11 protein-coding genes, 1 tRNA gene and 1 pseudogene are annotated in these 19,162 nt (G+C 61.8%); 9 read left to right on the top strand and 4 right to left on the bottom strand.

The features are described 5' to 3' along the window. Positions 1-152 precede the first annotated feature (152 nt). Both AC0NZQ_RS10250 and AC0NZQ_RS10245 read left to right on the top strand, forming a co-directional pair. A complete protein-coding gene (locus AC0NZQ_RS10250) occupies positions 153-452 on the top strand; it encodes a hypothetical protein (protein WP_474529715.1) in 300 nt (99 codons plus the stop codon). A 762-nt stretch (positions 453-1,214) separates the two neighbouring features. Next, the gene (locus AC0NZQ_RS10245; RefSeq protein WP_474529714.1) at positions 1,215-1,919 is read left to right on the top strand and encodes a DUF3800 domain-containing protein; all 705 of its coding nucleotides are present in this window, start codon (positions 1,215-1,217) and stop codon (positions 1,917-1,919) included. A gap of 214 nt (positions 1,920-2,133) precedes the next feature. Here AC0NZQ_RS10245 and AC0NZQ_RS10240 read toward each other — a convergent pair whose 3' ends face one another. Then, the gene (locus AC0NZQ_RS10240; RefSeq protein ID WP_474529713.1) at positions 2,134-2,274 is read right to left on the bottom strand and encodes a hypothetical protein; all 141 of its coding nucleotides are present in this window, start codon (positions 2,272-2,274) and stop codon (positions 2,134-2,136) included. A gap of 164 nt (positions 2,275-2,438) precedes the next feature. On the opposite strand from AC0NZQ_RS10240, the gene AC0NZQ_RS10235 reads away from it, so the two are divergent. Next, on the top strand, positions 2,439-3,437 hold the full coding sequence (locus AC0NZQ_RS10235; RefSeq protein WP_474529712.1) for an IS481 family transposase: 999 nt from the start codon (positions 2,439-2,441) through the stop codon (positions 3,435-3,437). Positions 3,438-3,443: 6 nt separating this feature from the next. Continuing rightward, a complete protein-coding gene (locus AC0NZQ_RS10230) occupies positions 3,444-3,581 on the top strand; it encodes a hypothetical protein (RefSeq protein ID WP_474531364.1) in 138 nt (45 codons plus the stop codon). 808 nt (positions 3,582-4,389) lie between these two features. Here AC0NZQ_RS10230 and AC0NZQ_RS10225 read toward each other — a convergent pair. Next, entirely contained in the window at positions 4,390-10,197 is a 5,808-nt protein-coding gene (locus AC0NZQ_RS10225) for an RHS repeat domain-containing protein (RefSeq protein WP_474529711.1), read from the bottom strand. 1,265 nt (positions 10,198-11,462) lie between these two features. On the opposite strand from AC0NZQ_RS10225, the gene AC0NZQ_RS10220 reads away from it, so the two are divergent. From AC0NZQ_RS10220 to AC0NZQ_RS10210, 3 genes are all read left to right on the top strand, one after another. Next, the gene (locus AC0NZQ_RS10220; RefSeq protein WP_474529710.1) at positions 11,463-14,597 is read left to right on the top strand and encodes a hypothetical protein; all 3,135 of its coding nucleotides are present in this window, start codon (positions 11,463-11,465) and stop codon (positions 14,595-14,597) included. Between the two features lie 537 nt (positions 14,598-15,134). Beyond that, entirely contained in the window at positions 15,135-15,266 is a 132-nt protein-coding gene (locus AC0NZQ_RS10215; protein WP_474529709.1) for a hypothetical protein, read from the top strand. Between the two features lie 114 nt (positions 15,267-15,380). Continuing rightward, the gene (locus AC0NZQ_RS10210) at positions 15,381-15,950 is read left to right on the top strand and encodes a PIN domain-containing protein (RefSeq protein ID WP_474529708.1); all 570 of its coding nucleotides are present in this window, start codon (positions 15,381-15,383) and stop codon (positions 15,948-15,950) included. A 338-nt stretch (positions 15,951-16,288) separates the two neighbouring features. Here AC0NZQ_RS10210 and AC0NZQ_RS10205 read toward each other — a convergent pair whose 3' ends face one another. Beyond that, positions 16,289-17,449 carry an IS3 family transposase gene (locus AC0NZQ_RS10205; protein WP_474529707.1) on the bottom strand — a complete coding sequence of 387 codons (1,161 nt, stop codon included), beginning with the start codon at positions 17,447-17,449 and terminating at the stop codon, positions 16,289-16,291. A gap of 1 nt (position 17,450) precedes the next feature. On the opposite strand from AC0NZQ_RS10205, the pseudogene AC0NZQ_RS10200 reads away from it, so the two are divergent. Then, positions 17,451-17,957: pseudogene (locus AC0NZQ_RS10200) on the top strand (recombinase family protein); the annotation flags it as partial. Between the two features lie 661 nt (positions 17,958-18,618). On the opposite strand, the gene AC0NZQ_RS10195 reads toward AC0NZQ_RS10200, so the two are convergent. After that, positions 18,619-18,694: transfer RNA gene (locus AC0NZQ_RS10195), tRNA-Ala, on the bottom strand. Between the two features lie 184 nt (positions 18,695-18,878). Here AC0NZQ_RS10195 and AC0NZQ_RS10190 point away from each other — a divergent pair. Beyond that, positions 18,879-19,154 (top strand): HU family DNA-binding protein, encoded by a 276-nt coding sequence (locus tag AC0NZQ_RS10190; RefSeq protein ID WP_474529706.1) that lies wholly within the window; start codon positions 18,879-18,881, stop codon positions 19,152-19,154. Positions 19,155-19,162 lie beyond the last annotated feature (8 nt).

Below are 19,162 nucleotides of genomic sequence, written 5' to 3'. Positions count from 1 at the left end.
TGCCCGTCCCGAGCGGTAATCCGGGGTGAAGAGGCGAGCCTTAATTTCCGCGGGCCGTTCGTCCCTTCTTTGCACGCACCCCACCGAGAGATCGTTCCGGCGACCTTGGAGGGTTCACCTATGAAGCGTTCGGTCTCGGCAATCTCGGCCGCATGGATTACCGCCACGATGCTGTTCCTGGGCGGCTGTACAAGCGGGCCGAGCAGCATTTCGACATCGAATGCGCCGACTCCGCAGAGCACCGCGGTAACGACATCGTCCACGCCGGCAGCCGCAGCGTCGGAGAGCGCAGCGGAAGCGGCACTCGCCGCCGCTGCGTCTCGGTCGGCAGCATCCGCCGAATCCGCGTCCGCTTCCCGAGCGGCGAAGGCGTCGGCTGCGGCGAAGGCCTCCGCGGCTGCCCACGCCAAGGCTGTGGCCAAAGCCCGGCACCGGGCGAAGGTTCGAGCTGAACGTGCCGCCGCCGCCAGTCGCGCGGCGGAGGCCAGCCGCGCCGCAGCACGCAGATCAGCCGCTGCACAGCAACCCTCGTGCACGACCACCTCCAGCGGTAATTGCATCCAGGGCGGCCAATTCTGTCCCGGCGCGTCGGAGGGTGAGACCGGTTACGACGCCAACGGGCGCTCGTACGTCTGCCGCGACAGCAACGGCAATGGGCATCCACATTGGGAAATTCCCTAGCGATCGGCGGCTGCGCGAAACGCGAGTGGCGCGCCGGATGGCCGCATACTCGAACACGGCCAGGGCCGCATCCCGAATCGACAGCGGCGAAGCGCACAGCTCTCGACGGCGGTCGGGTCGAGATGAAGAGACTCGAACCCCCGACTCTGACCCCGATTGGACGTGCCGGCCGCGGCGCCGAAGCCACGAACGCGGCGGCACGGGGCCAGGAGCGAGACGCTCGGGTATGCGAGCGGCCACGGGATTACCTTCGTACCGACGAGCCGGTAACCGCCGACCTCAGCGTCGACCGGGCCAGCTTCGACAAGCCCGGCGCGCCGCCTGCCTGACCAAGGCGGAGGCCGCTGAGCCCGGTCCGCGCGTCGGCCCACGCTCAAGGCCTGACCGGTAACCGCGTGGCACCGGCTACGAGTACCCGGTACAGTAAGAGACCTGGGCTGGCCGCGAGGCCCTGGTCCACCCTTAGGCGGGGATATCCCCCGCCACACTTAGGCGGGGAGCTTTCCCCGCCTAAGTTGCTTTTCGGAGTCGGTGTGGCTGCGCGCGAACTGAGCATCTTCGTCGACGAATCTGGAGATTTCGGCCGCTTCCAACCGCACTCGCCTTACTACGTCCTCGGCCTGGTACTGCACGATCAAGGCGACGACATCGCGCCCCACCTCGAGCGCATCCACCAGGCGCTGCGCGACCGGCAGTTTGACACGCGGCACGCGATCCACACTGGTCCACTGATACGCCGCGAACAGGACTACGAGCACATGCGGATCGAGGACCGGCGCTCGTTGTTCCGTGTCCTGTTCGACTTCGTGCGCGGCTGCGATGTGCAACTCCAGTCGTGGACGTTCCACAAGCGCCGGATCGCCGACGGCGACGAGCTCGTGGCCGAGATGTCGCGAGCGCTGGGTGCCATGATCCGGGATAACTACTCGTACTTCCAGCAGTGGGACCGAGTCGTCATCTACTACGACAACGGACAGAAGGAAGTCACCAATCTGGTCAACAGCGCGTTCAACGCGCATCTGTCCAACGTTGACGTGCGGCGCGTGCTACCGGCCGACTACAGCCTGTTCCAGGCAGCGGACCTGTGCTGCACGATGGAGCTGCTGCGCACGAAGCTGCAGGCTGGCGGACTGTCAAAGTCCGAGTCGGACTTCTTCTCCACATCCAAGGTGAGTGCCGAACGGGCCTTGAAGAAGACCTACCTCAAACCGCTAGAGAAGAAGCGCTTTGTGGTCTGAGGCGGCCCCGGTCCAGACATACGCACGATCACTCACGCGACACTGACCTCATGAGCACCACGCAGGGACCGAGTGTGCGTCCGCAAGCCGTCGGAAATGGGTGGTCCTCTCGGGATGGTTGTCGAACTCTGCCCCACCCCTGTTGGTCAGGGCAGTGCGGGCCTACAGGCGGCTTGAGCTGGAGTGCGTCACCCAGTCACGCGCCTACAAAGCTTCACCCGGTCGTGCCGTCCAGCTGAGCACGAACCAGATTGGCCAGCTTCTGGCCCGCTATGCCGCCGGTACTACTGCTCGCGAGCTTGCCGCCGAGTTCGGCGTCCACCGCCATACCATCACCAAACATCTGCACGACCATGGTGTACAGACGGTTAACCGGTTCAGCGAAGTAGACGCCTAAATGTGATGCCCAGGGACGTTGTTTCAGGTTGAGCTGACTTCGGCCTGTCGTTGAGACAGGCGAAGGCCCCCGGTTGTGAAGTGGAGCTGTCTAAGGAACCGCTTCACTGACCGGAGGCCTTCGTGTCCCACGCTAACGCTGCCCTGACCCCGCGCGCTCGACTGAAGATGGCGCGCCTGATCATCGATCAAGGCTGGACCCGTTCGGCGGCGGCGAAGATGTTCATGTGCTCGCCGCGCACGGCCGCGAAGTGGGCCGAGCGTTACCGCCTCGAAGGCTCGGCCGGCATGGTCGATCGCAGCTCGCGTCCACGCCGCAGCCCGACCAAGACGTCGCCGCAGATCGTCCGCACGATCGTGGCGCTCCGGTGGCGCAAGCGGCTCGGACCGGTGCAGATCGCCGGCCAACTCGGGGTGCCGGCCTCGACCGTGCACGCCGTGCTGGTGCGCTGCCGCATCAATCGGCTCAGCCACATCGACCGCGTCACCGGCGAACCGATCCGCCGCTACGAACACCCTCACCCCGGCTCACTGATCCACGTTGACGTCACCAAGTTCGGCAACATCCCCGACGGGGGCGGCTGGCGCTACGTCGGCAAACAGCAAGGACACCGCAACCGCAACACCACCCGCGACCGCACCGGCGAGCGATCACGCAAGTACTACCCGAAGGTCGGCACCGCATTCCTGCATACCGTGATCGACGATCATTCGCGCGTCGCCTACGCCGAGATCCGCGCCGACGAGAAAGCCGACACCGCCACTGCCGTCCTACACAACGCCGTGGCCTGGTTCGCCGAGCGCGGCGTCACCGTCGAACGCGTCCTGTCAGACAACGGCAGCGCCTACCGATCCTTCGCCTGGCGCGACACCTGCAGCGAGCTCAACATCATCCACCAACGAACCCGCCCCTATCGGCCCCAGACGAACGGCAAGATCGAACGCTTCCACCGAACACTGGCCGACGGCTGGGCCTACGCCCGCTTCTACGACTCAGAGACCGCCCGCCGGCAAGCACTGCCGGCATGGCTCCACTTCTACAATCACCACCGAGCCCACAGCGCCATCGGAGGCCGACCGCCACTCAGCCGCCTGACCAACCTGCCTGGGCATCACACCTAAACCGCCATCGACCTCTACGTTCAAGGCTGGTCGCTAGCCCGCATCGGCGAACGCCTGGGTCGCGACCACACTGTCATCCGCAACGCCCTCGAGCGGGCAGGGGTACAGCGCCGGGACACTCACGGACGCGTGCGCTCGTCCTGATCTTCCTGACTAGGCAAATCGCAGTTCTGCCTCCGCGCTTTCCCCATGGCCAGATTCAGCAATGCCCGAGCCAAGCTTGGTCCCAATTCCCGCGTTGCGATACTCGTGGCTGCATCCGCTCATCGGCCGTCAGGCGTTGCTTCATAGACATCGACATCGGCGACGTGTCATCTCTTAGATGCCACTACTCGAGAGGCTGCTCGCGACACGATCATGACGACACGATAATTGGTTAAGGACTCGTCTTCTTGTCCAGTGACGTGTTTTGGGCCATGACCGCTGGCCGATACGGTGCTGGGTGGCGTATTGCTTGCCTCGCGGACCTTCCCGTTCCAATCAATTCAAACGATCCAGTGGCGAGAACGCTTAGCGACAAGACCAATAATGAGGCGGCGCGGCTCAAAAGCGCGACCAAACCAAAAATATCCAAAAGAGGTTGAACTTAGAACCTAATTACCCAGTACGACGGGCAACTCTCTGTTGTACTGCGCACGCGCCTCAGGCTCCATGTTGTGAAAATCCTCCCAAAAGCCTACGCGAAGCCAGGCTTTTGGGCCAAATTCTAGCAAACCGTCCAAGCCCACGTGCACAACCCAATTCGAGGGGACTGATTCGTCGGAGGTCTCGAACATCTCCGCTGGCCAATAACCGGGTACTCCTGCATCCGAGAGAATCTGCAGCTTGAGACCGGCCGAATCACATAAAACAGTAAGAACGTGATACTCCTCGCCGAAACGAACCCACGGGCTATTGCTCGCGACCGACCTATCGGTCGGGTTCAGCAACTTCCGACAACGCACCTTCATCGTCATCCACCCCCGGCGAAGACTACCTTGTAATCATAGACATAATTCACAGCACCGGTCACGTTGTTCATGTAGAAGTGCACCTGAAAGTTCCCATACTGGCTTTGCAATGTCCGCGTCGTGTACTTGCCCCAGTCGGCTATCTTACTACCGTCTGACGTAAGTGCTGAAACCACGTCAGGATTGCCCAACTTCGACCCGGCCACGATTTGTTGAGACCCAGCAACGACCTCAGGCTCAAGCTCACCAGAGGGCAGAAAGGCCTTAGTCGACGACTCCCTGGCAAGTTGTTCGCCTAGTCTTAAGCCGTTCACCACATTGCTCGCACCTGACCCGGCCTCGGCAGCGTCAGCGGTTTTGACGAATCTTGCCAAGCCGCATACGCCGTCGGATGCTGCCGTGCAGACTAGCATTCCCAGGTCGAAAGCAAACTTCACGCAGTCGACAGCTGAGTGCTTACCCACGCAACTCGTCAGCGACTGGGAGCAAATAACAATTTGTCCCCCGCACTCTTTCTCGTAGTGTTTAGTTGCGAGATAGAGAGACAGGAGAACACGCCCGTGCGATTGACAAACGTTGGCATCGCCGCCAACCGAGGTTTGGTTCATGCCCCGGCACATATTAGGGTTGTAGTCGCCGGATTTGTTCGGTACGTCGATATAGATCTTGTTCGGGTCGATTTTGGGCGAAGAGCCAGCGGATCCGCCCCCGCTGCTTGATCCCGAGGATGAGGAATTGGAGTTGCCGCACCCATAGCCCCAGCAGTTCTGTCCCGCGCCCTTCCCAGGCCCGCCGGGGTTTCCATTTTTGTCCGGCTCGTATCCATCGCACTGGCTTCCAACTGCCCCGGCCTTGCACAGGTGAGTCCCTTGCGGATCCATCTTATTGACCGGATCATTGTCAGAGTATGCGAACTGATTTAGCGATTGTGGGTCGGTTGCATCTATTACTGGATCAACCGAAAGAAAAGCCCCAAGGACTGGGTCATACTGCCTCGCGCCAAGGGTTTCAATCTGGTCTACCTCGTCCGAAGGCGCGTTCAAGAAGCCGCGAAGTGACCGACCGGCAAATGTCCCTTCGTCCGACGGCTGATTTCGTCGCGCTTCACCGAAGGGCGTGAACGCTCTCCGCGACGTAGTGAGCGTGGATGCCGAGACGTCCGTGTACGCGGTGCCCTGGGAATCTTGCATTTGGTAGTGCAGCGTGTTGGGACTTGTGGCGCTGGCGTCGGGAGTGGCGGTACGAACGGCTGTCGCCCCACCAGGGAACTGGTAGCGGCGAATGACCTGGGTGGCACTCCCCCCACTCAATACGATGGCGTCTTGTCCTAGGAACAGATGGGTGACGCCGTCTACGACAGTGGCTATCTGATTGCCGTCTGGGTCGTAACCGTACCGCGTGTCGTGGACGGGTGAGCTGTCCGGACCCGTCCGAATTGTTGCCACGTTCCCTTGCGGCGACCAGGTGAAAGCCTGGGTCCTTGCGGCGTCACTCTGGCTAGTACCAGGGAGCGTCGTCGTGGTGCTGATTGGTCGGCCGCCGTCATAGGTATACGTCTTGACGACTGCCGAGTCACCGCTGCCCGTCGTTACCGCGTGCAGTGCGTGCGCTTCGGTGGAGTCGTTGTACTGCTCGGACGTCGTGACATCGCTCTGTCCGGCGGTGGCGGCGTGGTCGACGCGTTCGGTCCGACGACCGACGATGTCGTATGAGTACGACTGCCAGTAAGGGGCCGGGCCGCCAATGCTCGCTTTATCCGCTGCGGTGTGGGTGCAGCCACCGAGTCCGCCGACCGCCTGCAAGCCACCTGTAGTCGTACCGGTGTCCGTCCATGCATTATCCAGGCGGTTCAGCGAGTCGTATTGATAACACTGCAGATCAGTAGTAAAAGTAGTCGTGTCTCCGCCCTGCGCGTCCAGGGCAGACGTAATTTCGCCGGAGGCCGTGTATGTGTAGTCGATGTCGTCGACGGCACTGCTGCCATTTTCGCGACTAAATGTCGTGTTTTTGAGACGTCCGGTCGCCGTGTCCCAACTGTTGGTGACAGCTGTCTGCAACGGCATGATACCGGTGACCGCGCGTATCACTCGGCCGTGCGGGTCGTACACTGTGTTCGATTCGTAAGTCGAGGCGCCACCCGAAGCAACCGGCAGGCCATAGTCGTTGTAGCTAAACGAGAAGTCCTCGTTAGGCATTAGGTTGGAAGCGCCGACCTCTGCAATGACATCGTCATAGACATTCTCGAGAACAGGGGTGTAGGTGTACGAGTCTTGATAGCTGATGTCAACGCTATTGCCGTACGACCCAGCGGGAATGGTGATCTTTGTTGCTGTCGGATGGTAGCCCGCGGTGTAGCCCGCAATGGTGTTGGTATATGTGACTGCTTTACCCAGTGCGTCGTACTCTGACCGCGAAGCGAGGAGTCCCTTGCCCTTGGTTGCCGTGTCAAATGTCCACGAAGCGACTTTTGCGCCGGCCGTAGTCGTACCATTGTACTGATTTGTAACGCGGCCTAGCGCGTCGCGGTCATAGCTCACAGTACGGCTGACTGATCCGCTTTCGGCGCCCTTGGACGTCGCTTGTACAGGTTCAGAGACGTCGTTATAAGTTGTCGTCGTTACGCCTGCGTCGGGGTCCGTGGCGCGAACAACGTTTCCGAGTGCGTCATAAGACCGGGTCCACGTGAACGCAGACGTAGCGGGCTCGGTCGCCGATAGACCCGCGATTGGTCCGACGATCGACGTCTGATGGCCACCCGCGTCGTAGCTGTAATAGGTCGAGTTGGCGTTTGCGCCGTTGGCGTCCTGCGCCAGCCGAGTTTGTTGCGCACGAACGTCGGTAGTGCTGGTCGTGTCTATGCCGCCGGCTGGCGGGACGCTGTTGGTGAGTTCCTCGCCCGGATAGGACGTAGTGCTTTGCCATTGGTAGGTTCCGTTGGCGTATAGCGCTGCTCTAGTCTGGCGGCCCCGGCCGTCGTAGGCAGTGACTGTCTCAGACGGGATGTTGCCGCTTGTTGCAGCACGGTTGGGCGTGGTAGTCGGAGCCGATTGGTCGTTGTAGAAGGCGGGGTCAGAGACGGTAACCCACCCGTGGCTGTCGTACTTTGTATTGCTGATGAGACGGACTCCGGTGCCGGCGTCTGGCGTCGACGCCTGTGTTTGGCGCTTTTGAAGTAGGGCGTCATAGATGTCAATGGCGGTGTTGTAAGTGCCAGCGTCGGTAAGCGTGGCACTCGTTGTGCTCACGAACGTGTTCGCGGCGACGGCGTATGCGAACTTGAAACTAGGCGATGAATCGTGTGTTGACTGCGCCCGGTTGGGTGCCCACGCCTGCGTGACGCGGCCAAGTCCGTCATAGGTTTTCGTCGTGATGCGACCATTGACGTCGGTTGCGGTAATAGGCAGCTGTCGAGCGGGATCAAGCGTCACTGACGTCGTCCACTGCAACGGGTTTGTGGCAACTAGCTGCGTGGGAAGGTACTTTTTGTGCGCTGCGTCAGAGCCATAGGTCGTGGTGGTTGTTCTACCCGCAGCGTCTGTCTCTGATGTAACCCGTCCGTAGGCGTCGTAGCTTGAGCTCGCCGACGTCGTCCACACCGGGGTCGTGCTCGCCAGTTTAAGCTCTTTGTGTGAGGTGACGTCTCCGTTGTTCGAGGCGGCAATGGCTCCGAGGGTGGTTGAACCGTAAAACATTTGCGCCGCCGAAATTGTGTGTGTACCCACCGAAGTGGCGCAGCCGCCTGCCGTAGTCACGACCTGCGCAGGCAAATTCAGCATATTCCGAGCGCTATCAGTGGCATAGGTATTAGTAGTGCAGCGCTCAGGCGTACTGCCGCCTGTGGAGTCGCCCGCGCTGTCGATTTGTCCAAGATCATCGACGCTCTGCGTCAGGCCTGTTGCCGTACTGAAGGTTGAAATAACACGACCGGTTCGCCAGGTCCCATCACTGAGAAGCTGTCGGTGGTCAGTGCGATCTGTTCCAATGAAGCGGGAACTCACGTCCGGCAGGCCGCTAACCGTTTGCAAGGCTGTTGGCGACGATGCCCACGGGTGTTTGATGACGACGTCCTGCACGGCACCGCCTCCGCCGCTATAGATCGCGGTCTGGTAGTCCTGACCAGCGAAGTAGTCGACATCGGGAATCTTTTCACCGGTTACAGTTGTCGCACTAACGCTTCGCTGCGTTTTCCCGTCCTTGAGAAAGTCACCATCCATCCCCTGCATATACTTCGTGATGGTCTGCGTGACGGGGTCCGGCGTCGCTCCGCTGGTCGTCGTAACTTGTGCGTAGCCGCGGAACTGTCCCCAGGTCCGGGTCTTGTCGGTCGTGAATCGGCTGTCGTCTCGGTGCCATCCCGGCGCGGCGTAGCTGTATTTCGTGACTCGGCTGGGTGATGCGTCAGCTCCCCAGACTGTGCCGTTGTCGTTTTCGTCTACTTCTGTGACGGGGTAGGAGTAGAACCAGTCGCGCACGGGGTCGGTGTATCCGTAGGGGGTCCACTTGACCGGGAAGCAGCGAGTGTTGTTGTCATCCTCGTCCGGGGCGCTGGTGCAGCTGTTGGCGCTGCTATACGTGATGTTGGTCGTGGCGCCGGTCTCCGTCGTGATCGTGGTGAGCCGACTGCGATTGATCGGAGGAACACCCTGGGCAGCGAGGCCTTCGACGCGGTTGGGCAGCGGTGTTCCGGCGAAGATCGTTGGGCTCAGGGTGACCGCGTTCCCACCTCCGCGGGTGTCCAGTCCGGTATGCGTGATGCTGTTGAGCCAAAGGGCGCCGTCGGCCACACCGCCGCTGGGGTCGGCATCGCCGGGCGAAGGGAAGCTTGGCGCCGACATGGTGTAACTGTCGACCGCGCTCCAGCTGGGAGTCGACAGCGACTCATCGAAAATCTTCGTTGTGATCTTCGAAAGCGCCTTCGTGGTCCAAAAACTTGGGGAGAATACAGCGCATGTTGTCTTGGTGTCGGCAACGCAGTTCTGATCCCAAGGGACGTCGGGAAAGTGGCCCTTGTTGCTATCCGAAATCGGAGTTCCGCAACTGAAGCCACTCTTTCCGTCGCAGCGCCCCGTTACCGAGAAGTCAATTTCGGCGCCCGGGTTGCTCTTCGCGACGTAGTCGCTTGCAAGCTGTCCGTAGGTGATGCTGGTGGGGTAGCCGCCGCGGACGTAGGCGAGGCGGGGCCTGGCCGTGAGCGTGCTGCTTTCTCCCGCCGAGTAATAGTTTGTTTCCGTGGCGTAGTGGTACACCGTGATGTTCTTGTGCGGGTCAACCTCGAAGTCGAGATTCCAGCGCCAGCCCTGCGTGCAGCGCGACGCTTCGAAGGTGGTGGTGTTGCAGGGTTCGTTGGTGTTGTCGCCGTAGACCGGTTCGCCCCAAGCTGCGTTGGTGCTGGTGTCCTTGCCGTCGCCTCCGACACTCGCGGGGAGATGGTTCGCGCCAAAGAAGTACTGGGTGCCATCGTTTGCGGTCAGTCGCCAGTATGTGCCGGCGTGCAGACCGTTGAAGTATGCGCTCGTGTCGCTCACCGAGATCTCGTCGATCTTTGAACCGTCGTCGGTCTTCAGGCGGAACTGCGTGCTGCCTGCGCTGGTCGGCACCAGGACGCCCGAGTGGCCGCCCAGCGAGACGGTGCCGTTATCTCCCGCCCAGCAAAGGTCTGCGGACTTGGTATGGCCATCTTCCAGGCAACTCTTGTAGGCGCGCTCGATGAAGCCGGGCGAGTAGTCCCATCCGTCGCCGACCCATGAAGCTTGAGCGTTAGAGGCCGAAGTGCGTCCGTCAACGCTCGCGGAGTCGTAGGACAGTGCCACCGGAGGGGCGGAGTCGCCGAGCGACGGCGGCGTGGCGATTGGATAGGTGTAGCTGTAGGAACCGCCGTTTCCGACAGACCACGAGCCCTCCGCCGCGAGTGATGTCGCCCTATAGTCGCCACCAGTCCCACTCGAGCCGGACGTCGCCGCGAGCACCGTTGCAGATGCCGGTTGGGTCATGGGCGTCGCCGCAGCTCGCTGCTTCGGTTTGCCGGTGTCGGCATTGGCGTTGCCTCGGAGCGGCACATCGGCAACCAGCTCTTGCTTCGATACATCGTTAGTCGAGGCGGGCAGAGGCGTCTGGCTGCGACAGGCAGCGCGAGACGGCGTTGTCAGAGCGCAACTGGGGAGCGCCACTAGGTGGAGGCGCGCCCCGTAGTTCCCTCCGTAGGCTTGGCCGAAGGACCGGTAGCTGAGCCTTACCGAGACAGCTGCCACTGAGGTGGAGCCGGCTCGCGGAGTTAGGCCGATCAGCACTCCGTTCACACCCGCGCGCAACGCTGCCTCATGAGTCCTGGTCTCGACGAGTACGTCGCCACGGCCGCCGCGCTGCCGAAGGCGTATTGCCGCTCGGCGGGCGGACACGTCCAGGAGACGACCAGATGTGAATGCGCCGGGCGTGTTTACGTCCACGACACCCGCCGCGGGTTTTTCAGGCATCACCCGCGTTTTGGCCTGGGCCAAGGTCACGTCGTGTGTACCGGGGCTCGGCCAGCGAGGAGCAACGAGACCGACCGACGCCCTGCGGCGCGGCTTGGCCACATCCTCGCCGGAGACGTCTTTTACTGCAACGGACCTCGTGGTCGGCTCAGCGAACGGCGACCAGGACGGATAGACCCGTGCGTGGGGGTTAGTCTCGCTGGCCGCCGCAGTGAACCCGGGGAGCACGACAGCGCTTGCTCCCAACAGAACAGAAGCAGCCATTAGGCTTCGGAGCGTGCGCAGGCCGCACAAAGTCTTGTTCACTACTTGCCCTCCCGGCGAGACAACCCTAACGGGTAGACGGACCATAGACGACTATCGACAGAATGGAAACTCGCCCCGCCCAAAGAGGGACAATCCGGACTTAATTGTTAGCTATGCTTCAGATACGTGCCCGTTAAGATACTTGACGTGGACTTCCACGGCTCATTGGCCTATGGTTCGCCCCTCGTAGACGCTCGTCGAGATGAGGTTGACTGACTTTGCTGTATTCAAAAGAACGCGGCATATCGCCATTACGGCTTGCGGTTGTGTTGGTTGCGGGCAGCGCAACCCTGTGCGCTATGACCGCCGGCAGCATTTCAGCGCACGGCACGCCGATACTTCAATCGCGGAGCGAGGTAGCATTTTCCGCTGCGTCTATTCGTGCGCAGGAAGCGGGCGATGTAGTCCCGGTCGAAGACGCGACAACTGAATACTCTTCCACAGAAGCACTTCCTGACGGCTCCTTTCAAACTACCTTTAGTGCCTCACCTACTCACGTAAAGCAGGACGGCCAGTGGGTTGATGCCAATGCGACACTTCAAGTAAAGGGTGGCGCGCTCACGCCACTGGCCACACAGAATCCCGTAGAACTATCCGATGGCGGGGATGGGCCGCTGGCTGTGGTGCACAGCGGCGGCCACCAGATCGCACTGGACTGGCCGACGGCACTTCCGAAGCCAAGCATTTCGGGACCTACCGCGACCTACCCGGGCGTGCTTCCCGATGTCGATCTGACTGTGACTGTGGACGTTCAAGGTGCGGTGTCGGAGCTGCTCGTGGTCAAGAGCGCTGCGGCTGCCGAGAACCCGGCTTTGGGCTCGTTGCGACTTGGGACGAAATTGAGCGCCGGCACGACGCTTCGTGACGACGCTGCCAATAACGTTGCGGTGGTCGACAGCCAGGGCGAGGAGGTCTTTCACGCCGCGGCACCGACAATGTGGGACTCCGGCGACAGCGCAGGACCAGAGGGCTCGATTGCGCCCGCAGTCGACTCGAAACAGGCACCAGTCGACGTCACGTTAAGTCCCGGAAGCATCACACTAACGCCCGATCAGAACCTTCTTTCCGACCCGCGCACAACTTATCCGGTCTTTATCGACCCCGACGTAGTACCATCCACGACAAAGACGCCGACTGGATGGGACTGGGCGCAGCAGGCGTTCCCGTCGACCAGTCACTGGAAAAGTACGTCGCAGGGCAAACCTGCCGTGGGCTACCAGGGCTGGACCGCGGGCTCCTACGGCAACAACAACAGCTACTGGCAGTACGACGTAAAGTCACTTACCGACGCGAGCAACGTTGTCGTCACCAAAGCATACGTGCACGCGGTGTCAACCGATTCCGGTCCCTTTGATTGCAGTGACTCCTACGCATTCAATATCTGGAACGTGGGACATATCGACTCGTCGACCAACTGGAACAATCAGCCGAGCGGCGGCACAAAGTACGACACGCAGAACGTCGCAGGTTCATCAGACGAGAACGGTTGTCCTCATCGAGCGGCCAATTTTGACGTGACAAACTCGGTCAAGAACGACGGTGACGGTGTGGTGACGTACCGACTTTCGCCAGGCCAGGAGAACAACAAGAACTACTACAAACGATTCGAAGGTACAGACACCACCCTCACCGTCACCTACGACCACGCACCGAACACGCCGTCCTCTTTGTCCACGTCACCCCGACCGTTGAATGGGGCCTCCAGCGACTGTCGACAAACGCCCGCCGGCTGGATCGGCAAGTCGACCACCAACGTTACGTTCGCAATGCGAGTCTCTGATCCGGACACGGCATATAGCCAGACGGTTCGCGCAGACCTGCACGTGTGGGACCGAGGCGGTGACGGAGTAAGCGATCCCGTCGATGTCATCACCACCGACGATGCGATCGCCCACTCGAACGCAGTCCCGCCGAGCGGCGGCACCGTGACCCGAGCAGTACCCGCCAGCACCTTCAAAGACGGACACATGTACGGCTGGGACGCCTGGGCATGGGACGGCTACATGCACAGCCTCGACGCGAGCGACCACTGCTACTTCTGGGTCGACAAATCCGCGCCGGGACCCGTAACGGTTGTCGCGAACGACTTCAGCGGAACCAAGTACGTCGGACAATCGGGGAAGATTACCGTGACGTCGACCGATCCGGACCCCTCCACAGGCAAGTACAGCGGCATCGACCACTTCAACTACTCAGTCACCTCCGCTGACAGCCTGGACAACGACGGCGGCACCACAATCAGCAGTGGCATCACCTTCAGCGGATCGAAGGCCACGGCCGCCATCCCGATCACGCCCACCACCTGGGGCACCAACTACCTGTATGTCAGCGCGGTCGATGCCGCAGGCAACCAAGTAGCGACGCCATTGACATACAAGTATTACGTCAAAGACGACCCAAACGCGAGGGTCAACCCCGGTGATATCGACAACGATGCGCACCCCGACCTGCTCGCTGAAAGCACTAGCGGCCAGCTCGATCTTTACCCGAGTAAGCCCACCATTACCGCAGCCGACCGCGTGACGGCATCCATCGGATCAGAGGCTCCAGACAACTCCAGCTGGAACGACACGCTGATCGCCCACAGGTCCTCCGTCAACGGAAGTACCAGCGGCGCCCGCGTCGACGACCTCTGGGCACTAAAAAGGGGTAGCGACCACGCCTTCTTCACCTATACGAACAACCTCAACAACGGTGGCCTCACCGGCACAGACAACAAGGGCGTCTACTATTCGGCTAATCATCGCGCGAGTGTCGGCCGCCCCGCATGTACCTATGACGAGACCATCTGCGCTACCTACAACACTGACTGGTCCACCACGACTCAGATCATCGCTACTGGAGACGCTGATGGAGACACCTTTGGAGACCTCATAGCGGTTGACAACGACTCGCTGTGGTTCTTCCACGGCACCGCTACGCCAGGTCACCTCACCGATCCTCGGCGAATCGGTGCAAGCGGCTGGAATGCTTGGCGCATCGTCTCTCCCGGGAACGCATCGGGTCCCAGCTCCAGCCCGAACGCTTGCTCAGCCAACACGTCGCCAGAGCTTCCGGACATCTGGGCCCTCAGTAACGCTTCAGATGGCGGCATCCGCCAATACAACCTCGCCGTCACAGGCTACGGCTGCGGAACTGACGCCAACGAACCGACTCGCCACATTGACACGGAATCGGTGGCCCTGAGTCAAGGGAGTCCGCCCACGACAGGCTGGGGGATGAGCAAGCGGCGCCTCGCCGCAAGTCCCGGCAACGCTGACCGCGATGCCGGCGGTAAGCCGGACCTGTTCACTGTCGGAATTTCGGGAACCGGCCAGCAGCTATGGGCGAACTTCGGCACGCAGCGGACTCCCAACGGTCCTGCGCTTTCTGGAACTACCGTTGAAAACGACGGCTCCGATATCGATTGGTCCGCTTATACCGCAATGGCCTAGCATCAGAACAGTAACGTGAATTCAGCTGCCCGGTGACGACCAGTTGTGTCGTCACCGGGCAGCCCTGGTTTGGGTCGATAATTGCCCGGCATCGTTCCCGCCAATCACGGGATCCACAGTCTGCCAGGCCCAGTCCCGAGCTTCGGCAGCGTCGGCGACCGCCTGGATAGCGCCATGATGGGGACTTCTGGTCATCGATGCAGTCGGGCTGCCCAACCTCCGCAATGGGAGCTCGATGTCGAACTGGCGAAGGCGAGCTTCGATGGATCGAGATCCGCCACAACTGAAAACAGCGCCGTTCCGCCGTCGCGTGCTGCTCTCACAATCGAGCACGAACTCCTGTCGGAAACGATCACCGTCGCCGCAACCAGTTCGTGAGCTGATGTTGAAAGCAAACTGGTGGAGGGCCAAGATGCCGCAGATATGTGGAGTACGCCCGGCCTGGGCAACGTGGCAGTGCCTGCGCACACCAACCGGCAGGCTCGACCTTCACCAGGGAAGGTGGATAGATTCGACTTTCTCTGACACTCTGAGCAGATGTTCGGTTTACGCGAAGAGATCGGCCCGCAGCTGGCACTTGAAGAGCTCGCCGCCCAGACCAGTGCCATCAGCAAGATTAGCACCAGCGGCGTTTCCGCAGTTTACCTGCTGCAGAGCTACCTCGGTTGAACGGAGAGCGCACGGCAAGGGTTACGGTCGGCGTTCACGAGCAGGACTGTTCGGCACCTAGTAGGGTCAGACCACTATTGGTTTCTCCGAACTGCGACAGACCGGAACGTCCGCGTGATCCCAGCGATCGTCGACGAGCTCGTCCAACGATCCAAGACACTCCAAGAGCTCGCAAGCGAGATCTTGGCCGAGGTGACCCGGTGGGAGCACGACGAATCCTACCTGATCGTGGTCCCCGATACCTCGATGCTGATGAGCACGCGTCCAGAGTTCGCCGACTTCGACTGGTGTGCGATCACCAAATCGCGTACATGGCTCCGCATGGTGCTTCCAATCAAGGTGATCGACGAGCTCGACCGACTCAAAGATCGCGGATCAGATGGCCAAAAGCGAAAAGCTCGCTCAATGATTAAGTGGCTCGACGGCCAACTGGCAGACGATCCGACCGAACGCAGCAAGCTGTCCCTCCCGAGTACCGCGGCCCACGTGACCCTTCAGCTGACGGTATCGTGCGGTGGGTACGACTTGGACGCCGACATGACGATCGTCGAGACAGCCAAACGGCTGTCGCAAATCGCCCAGCGACCTTCTGTGGTGGTGTCGCGCGACCTCGGGCAAACGTTTCGCGGTCGGGCCGTAGGCCAGACCTCCACGTTTGTCGCAACCGCCATCGACGCGCCGTAGAAGGGCGGACGGGTCGTACGCAGCGGGTGTATCTAGCGGGTACGGAGCGACGTCATGATCGCTGCGAGGCCCGCCGGCCACCGGACGAGACCGTTAGCAGTGAGCGGCAGCAGGACCTGACTCTGTCCGAAAGCATCACTTTTGACGAGCGCACTGTCGCTTCGGGTCCCCTTCATGACGACGCGAAATGACTTCTCGCCCATCAGGGGACCCGGTTCTTCGCCGTGCGTGTCGGCCCAAGCATGATCCTGCCCTAGAACCTCGACGCGAATTTGGGTCTGCTGCACCGAACTGTGACACCTTGACCTGACCCACGATTTCTGTTCCAGCTCGTCTGGCTAACTGACTGCGGCGACGGTGGTCGTTTCGGACAGTAGTTCGTGCTCGATCGGGGTGCGGTAGCCGAGCGCGGAGTGGCGTCGTTGGCGGTTGTGGAAGATCTCGATGTACTCGAAGATCGCGTTGGCGAGTTCGACTCTGGTCTTCCATCGACGCCGGTTGAGCAGCTCGATCTGCATCGAGGACCAGAAGCTTTCCATCACGGCGTTGTCCAGGCCGTCGCCGACGGTCCCGAAGCTAGGGAGCAGGCCAGCGGAGCGGATCTTCTCCCCGAACACCCACGACGTGAATTGACTGCCGTGGTCCGCGTGGACTATTCCGCCAGGCTCTGGCCGCCGGTTGCGGATGGCCATGTCGAGGGCGTTGACCACGAGGGTCGCGTCTTGTTTCGAGTCGATCGACCAACCGACGATGCGGCGGCTGAACGCATCCAGCACTGCCGCGCAGTAGAGCCATCCTTCTCTCGTTCTGTGTTGCGTAATGTCGGTGACCCATAGCTCGTTGGGTCGTAGTCGATGGAACTTGCGGTTGACCAGATCGTCGGCGGTGACGACGCCTCGGAGCCGCTTGACTCGCGTTGGGCCGGGCAGCCCGTACAACCCGGCCTCGGTCATGAGCACCGACACCGTGCGTTCGCAGACGGTGACGCCCATGCCCATCGTCAGCTCGGCATGGACGCGGCGGTAGCCGTAGGTGCCACGCGAGGCGACGTGCACCTCGCGGATCAGCCCGGTCAACCACTGCCGCCGCAGCTGCGTCTTCGTGGTCGGTGCGCGTTTGGCGAGGTAGTAGTTCTGCCGGTTGACCCCGAGCACCCGGCAGGCACGGTCGACGGGAATCCCGGCGTCAGCGAGACGCTCGATCACCTCCGAAGAGCCTTTTGGGCGGGGCCGGTCCTCCCCGAGGAACTTCGCCGCCTGCCTGATGATCACCAGTTCGGTCTCAAGCTCTCGGATACGTCGCCGCGCCGCGCGCAGCTCCGCGGACTCGGTGGAGCTGAGACCGGGGATCTCGCCGCGGTCAACGCGATCTTGCTTGACCCACGTCGACAGCGTGACCGGATGGATGCCCAGCTCGGTCGCGGTCTGCTTCTGTTCCTTGCCGGCCCGGACCAGGGCAACAGCCCGGGCACGGAACTCAGCGGGATAGGCACGGGGCACGATGTTCAGCCTCTCGATGAGGCAGCCACTTAGCCAGCAGAACTGGAACGTTTCTGGTGGGTCAGGTCAAACTGTCACAATTCGGTGCAGCAGACCCTACCGCTACGCCGAAGGCGACTGCTCGCTCTCGATCCTGCTCGAGCAGGCCACCGCCCGCGGCCTCACCACCCGCGCGACGCCGAAGTGGCCTAGCAAACCGTTGAGCACCACCACGGTCCACAAGATCCTCAAGAACCCCTATTACAAAGGCGAGGTCCACTACCGCGGCGTCATCTACCCCGGCATCCACGAACCGCTCGTCGACCCCGCTACGTGGCAGAAGGTCCAGGACCTCCTCGCCGCCAACAACACCGCGGGCACGCATCAGCGCACCAACCTGCACTACCTGCGCGGCTCGGTGTTCTGCGGCAGCTGCGGCCACCGCCTCATGCTCAACAAAGCCACCAACAAGTGGGGCACCGTCTACCACTACCTCGTCTGTTCCGGCCGCACCCGCCGCGTCAGCGGCTGCGACCGCCAAGCCATGCACGTCGAGACCATTGAGGAACTCATCGAGGACGAGTACCGCACCATCGCCCTCAGCCAGGAACTGCGCGACAACATCCAGGAGCTGGTGCTCGAGAATTTCGACGCCCTCCAAGCCGCCAGCGCCCGCGAACGCGCCGACCTGGACGCCAAGCGCACTGAGCTCACCGCCCAACGCCAGAAGCTGCTCGACGCCCACTACGCCGGCGCCATCCCTCTGGATCTTCTCAAGAGCGAGCAGGACCGCATCGCCGCCCAGCTCGGCCACGTCCAACACCAGCTGACCACCGCCGAAGCGAACTACGACGAAGCCAAGCAACTTCTCGCCGACACCCTCGACCTCACCCGCGACTGGCACGCTGCCTACCTCGAAGCCGACGAGGCCACGAGACGGCTCTTCAACCAGGCGTTCTTCGACAAGATCTACATCGACGAAGACGACGAGAGCCGCGAACGCAGCGTCCGCGTCGACTACAACGCGCCCTTCGACGACCTGCTCGGCCGCGTCGTGCCCGCGCACGTTCACCACCGGCTACGGGCTCAGAAGGCCCGAGAAATGGGCCCCGCCCGCCAGGAAACCTCGGCGGGCGGCAATGAAAACGCCCCCGGCAGTGCCGAGGGCGAGAGTTCTTATACGGATACTTTGGTGGAGCTGAGGGGACTCGAACCCCTGACCCCCACACTGCCAGTGTGGTGCGCTACCAGCTGCGCCACAGCCCCTTGCCTGCCCGCTGGACACCGTCCGGCGAACGAGAGCCAACGCTACACGACCGGTCCAGCGGCCCCGCACGCGGGGACCACCATGAACGACACGCCGAACCCTCGGAACCCCCCAATTACGGGGATTTTTCGAGGGTTGTAGATACTGGGGGCAGCAACGCAACCGACAATCAGAGGAGACCTCGTGAACCGCAAGGAACTGGTGGCAGCTGTCGCCGACGGTGCCGACCTGGAGCAGAAGACGGTCGACGCCGTTCTGCGCTCGCTCCAGTCCACGCTCGAGAGCGCCGCCGCCAAGGGCGAGAAGGTCAGCGTGCCTGGCTTCTTCGCGCTGTCGGTCGGCGACCGCGCCGCTCGCGAGGGCCGCAACCCGTCCACCGGGGAGACCATCCAGATCCCCGCCGCCAAGACGGTCAAGCTCACCGCGGGCAGCGCCCTCAAGGACGCCGCCAACAAGTAAGCGTCTCG

This window comes from Jatrophihabitans sp. sgz311053 (assembly GCF_056135305.1).
This window is presented reverse-complemented; position numbering and strand designations above follow the sequence as displayed.

Excerpts from the sequence above, each read along its gene's own strand:
- AC0NZQ_RS10250 (WP_474529715.1), top strand. The coding sequence starts at position 153 with ATGGATTACCGCCACGATGCTGTTCCTGGGCGGCTGTACAAGCGGGCC.
- AC0NZQ_RS10240 (WP_474529713.1), bottom strand. The coding sequence starts at position 2,274 with ATGGTCGTGCAGATGTTTGGTGATGGTATGGCGGTGGACGCCGAACTC.
- AC0NZQ_RS10220 (WP_474529710.1), top strand. The coding sequence starts at position 11,463 with ATGACCGCCGGCAGCATTTCAGCGCACGGCACGCCGATACTTCAATCG.
- AC0NZQ_RS10215 (WP_474529709.1), top strand. The coding sequence starts at position 15,135 with ATGTTCGGTTTACGCGAAGAGATCGGCCCGCAGCTGGCACTTGAAGAG.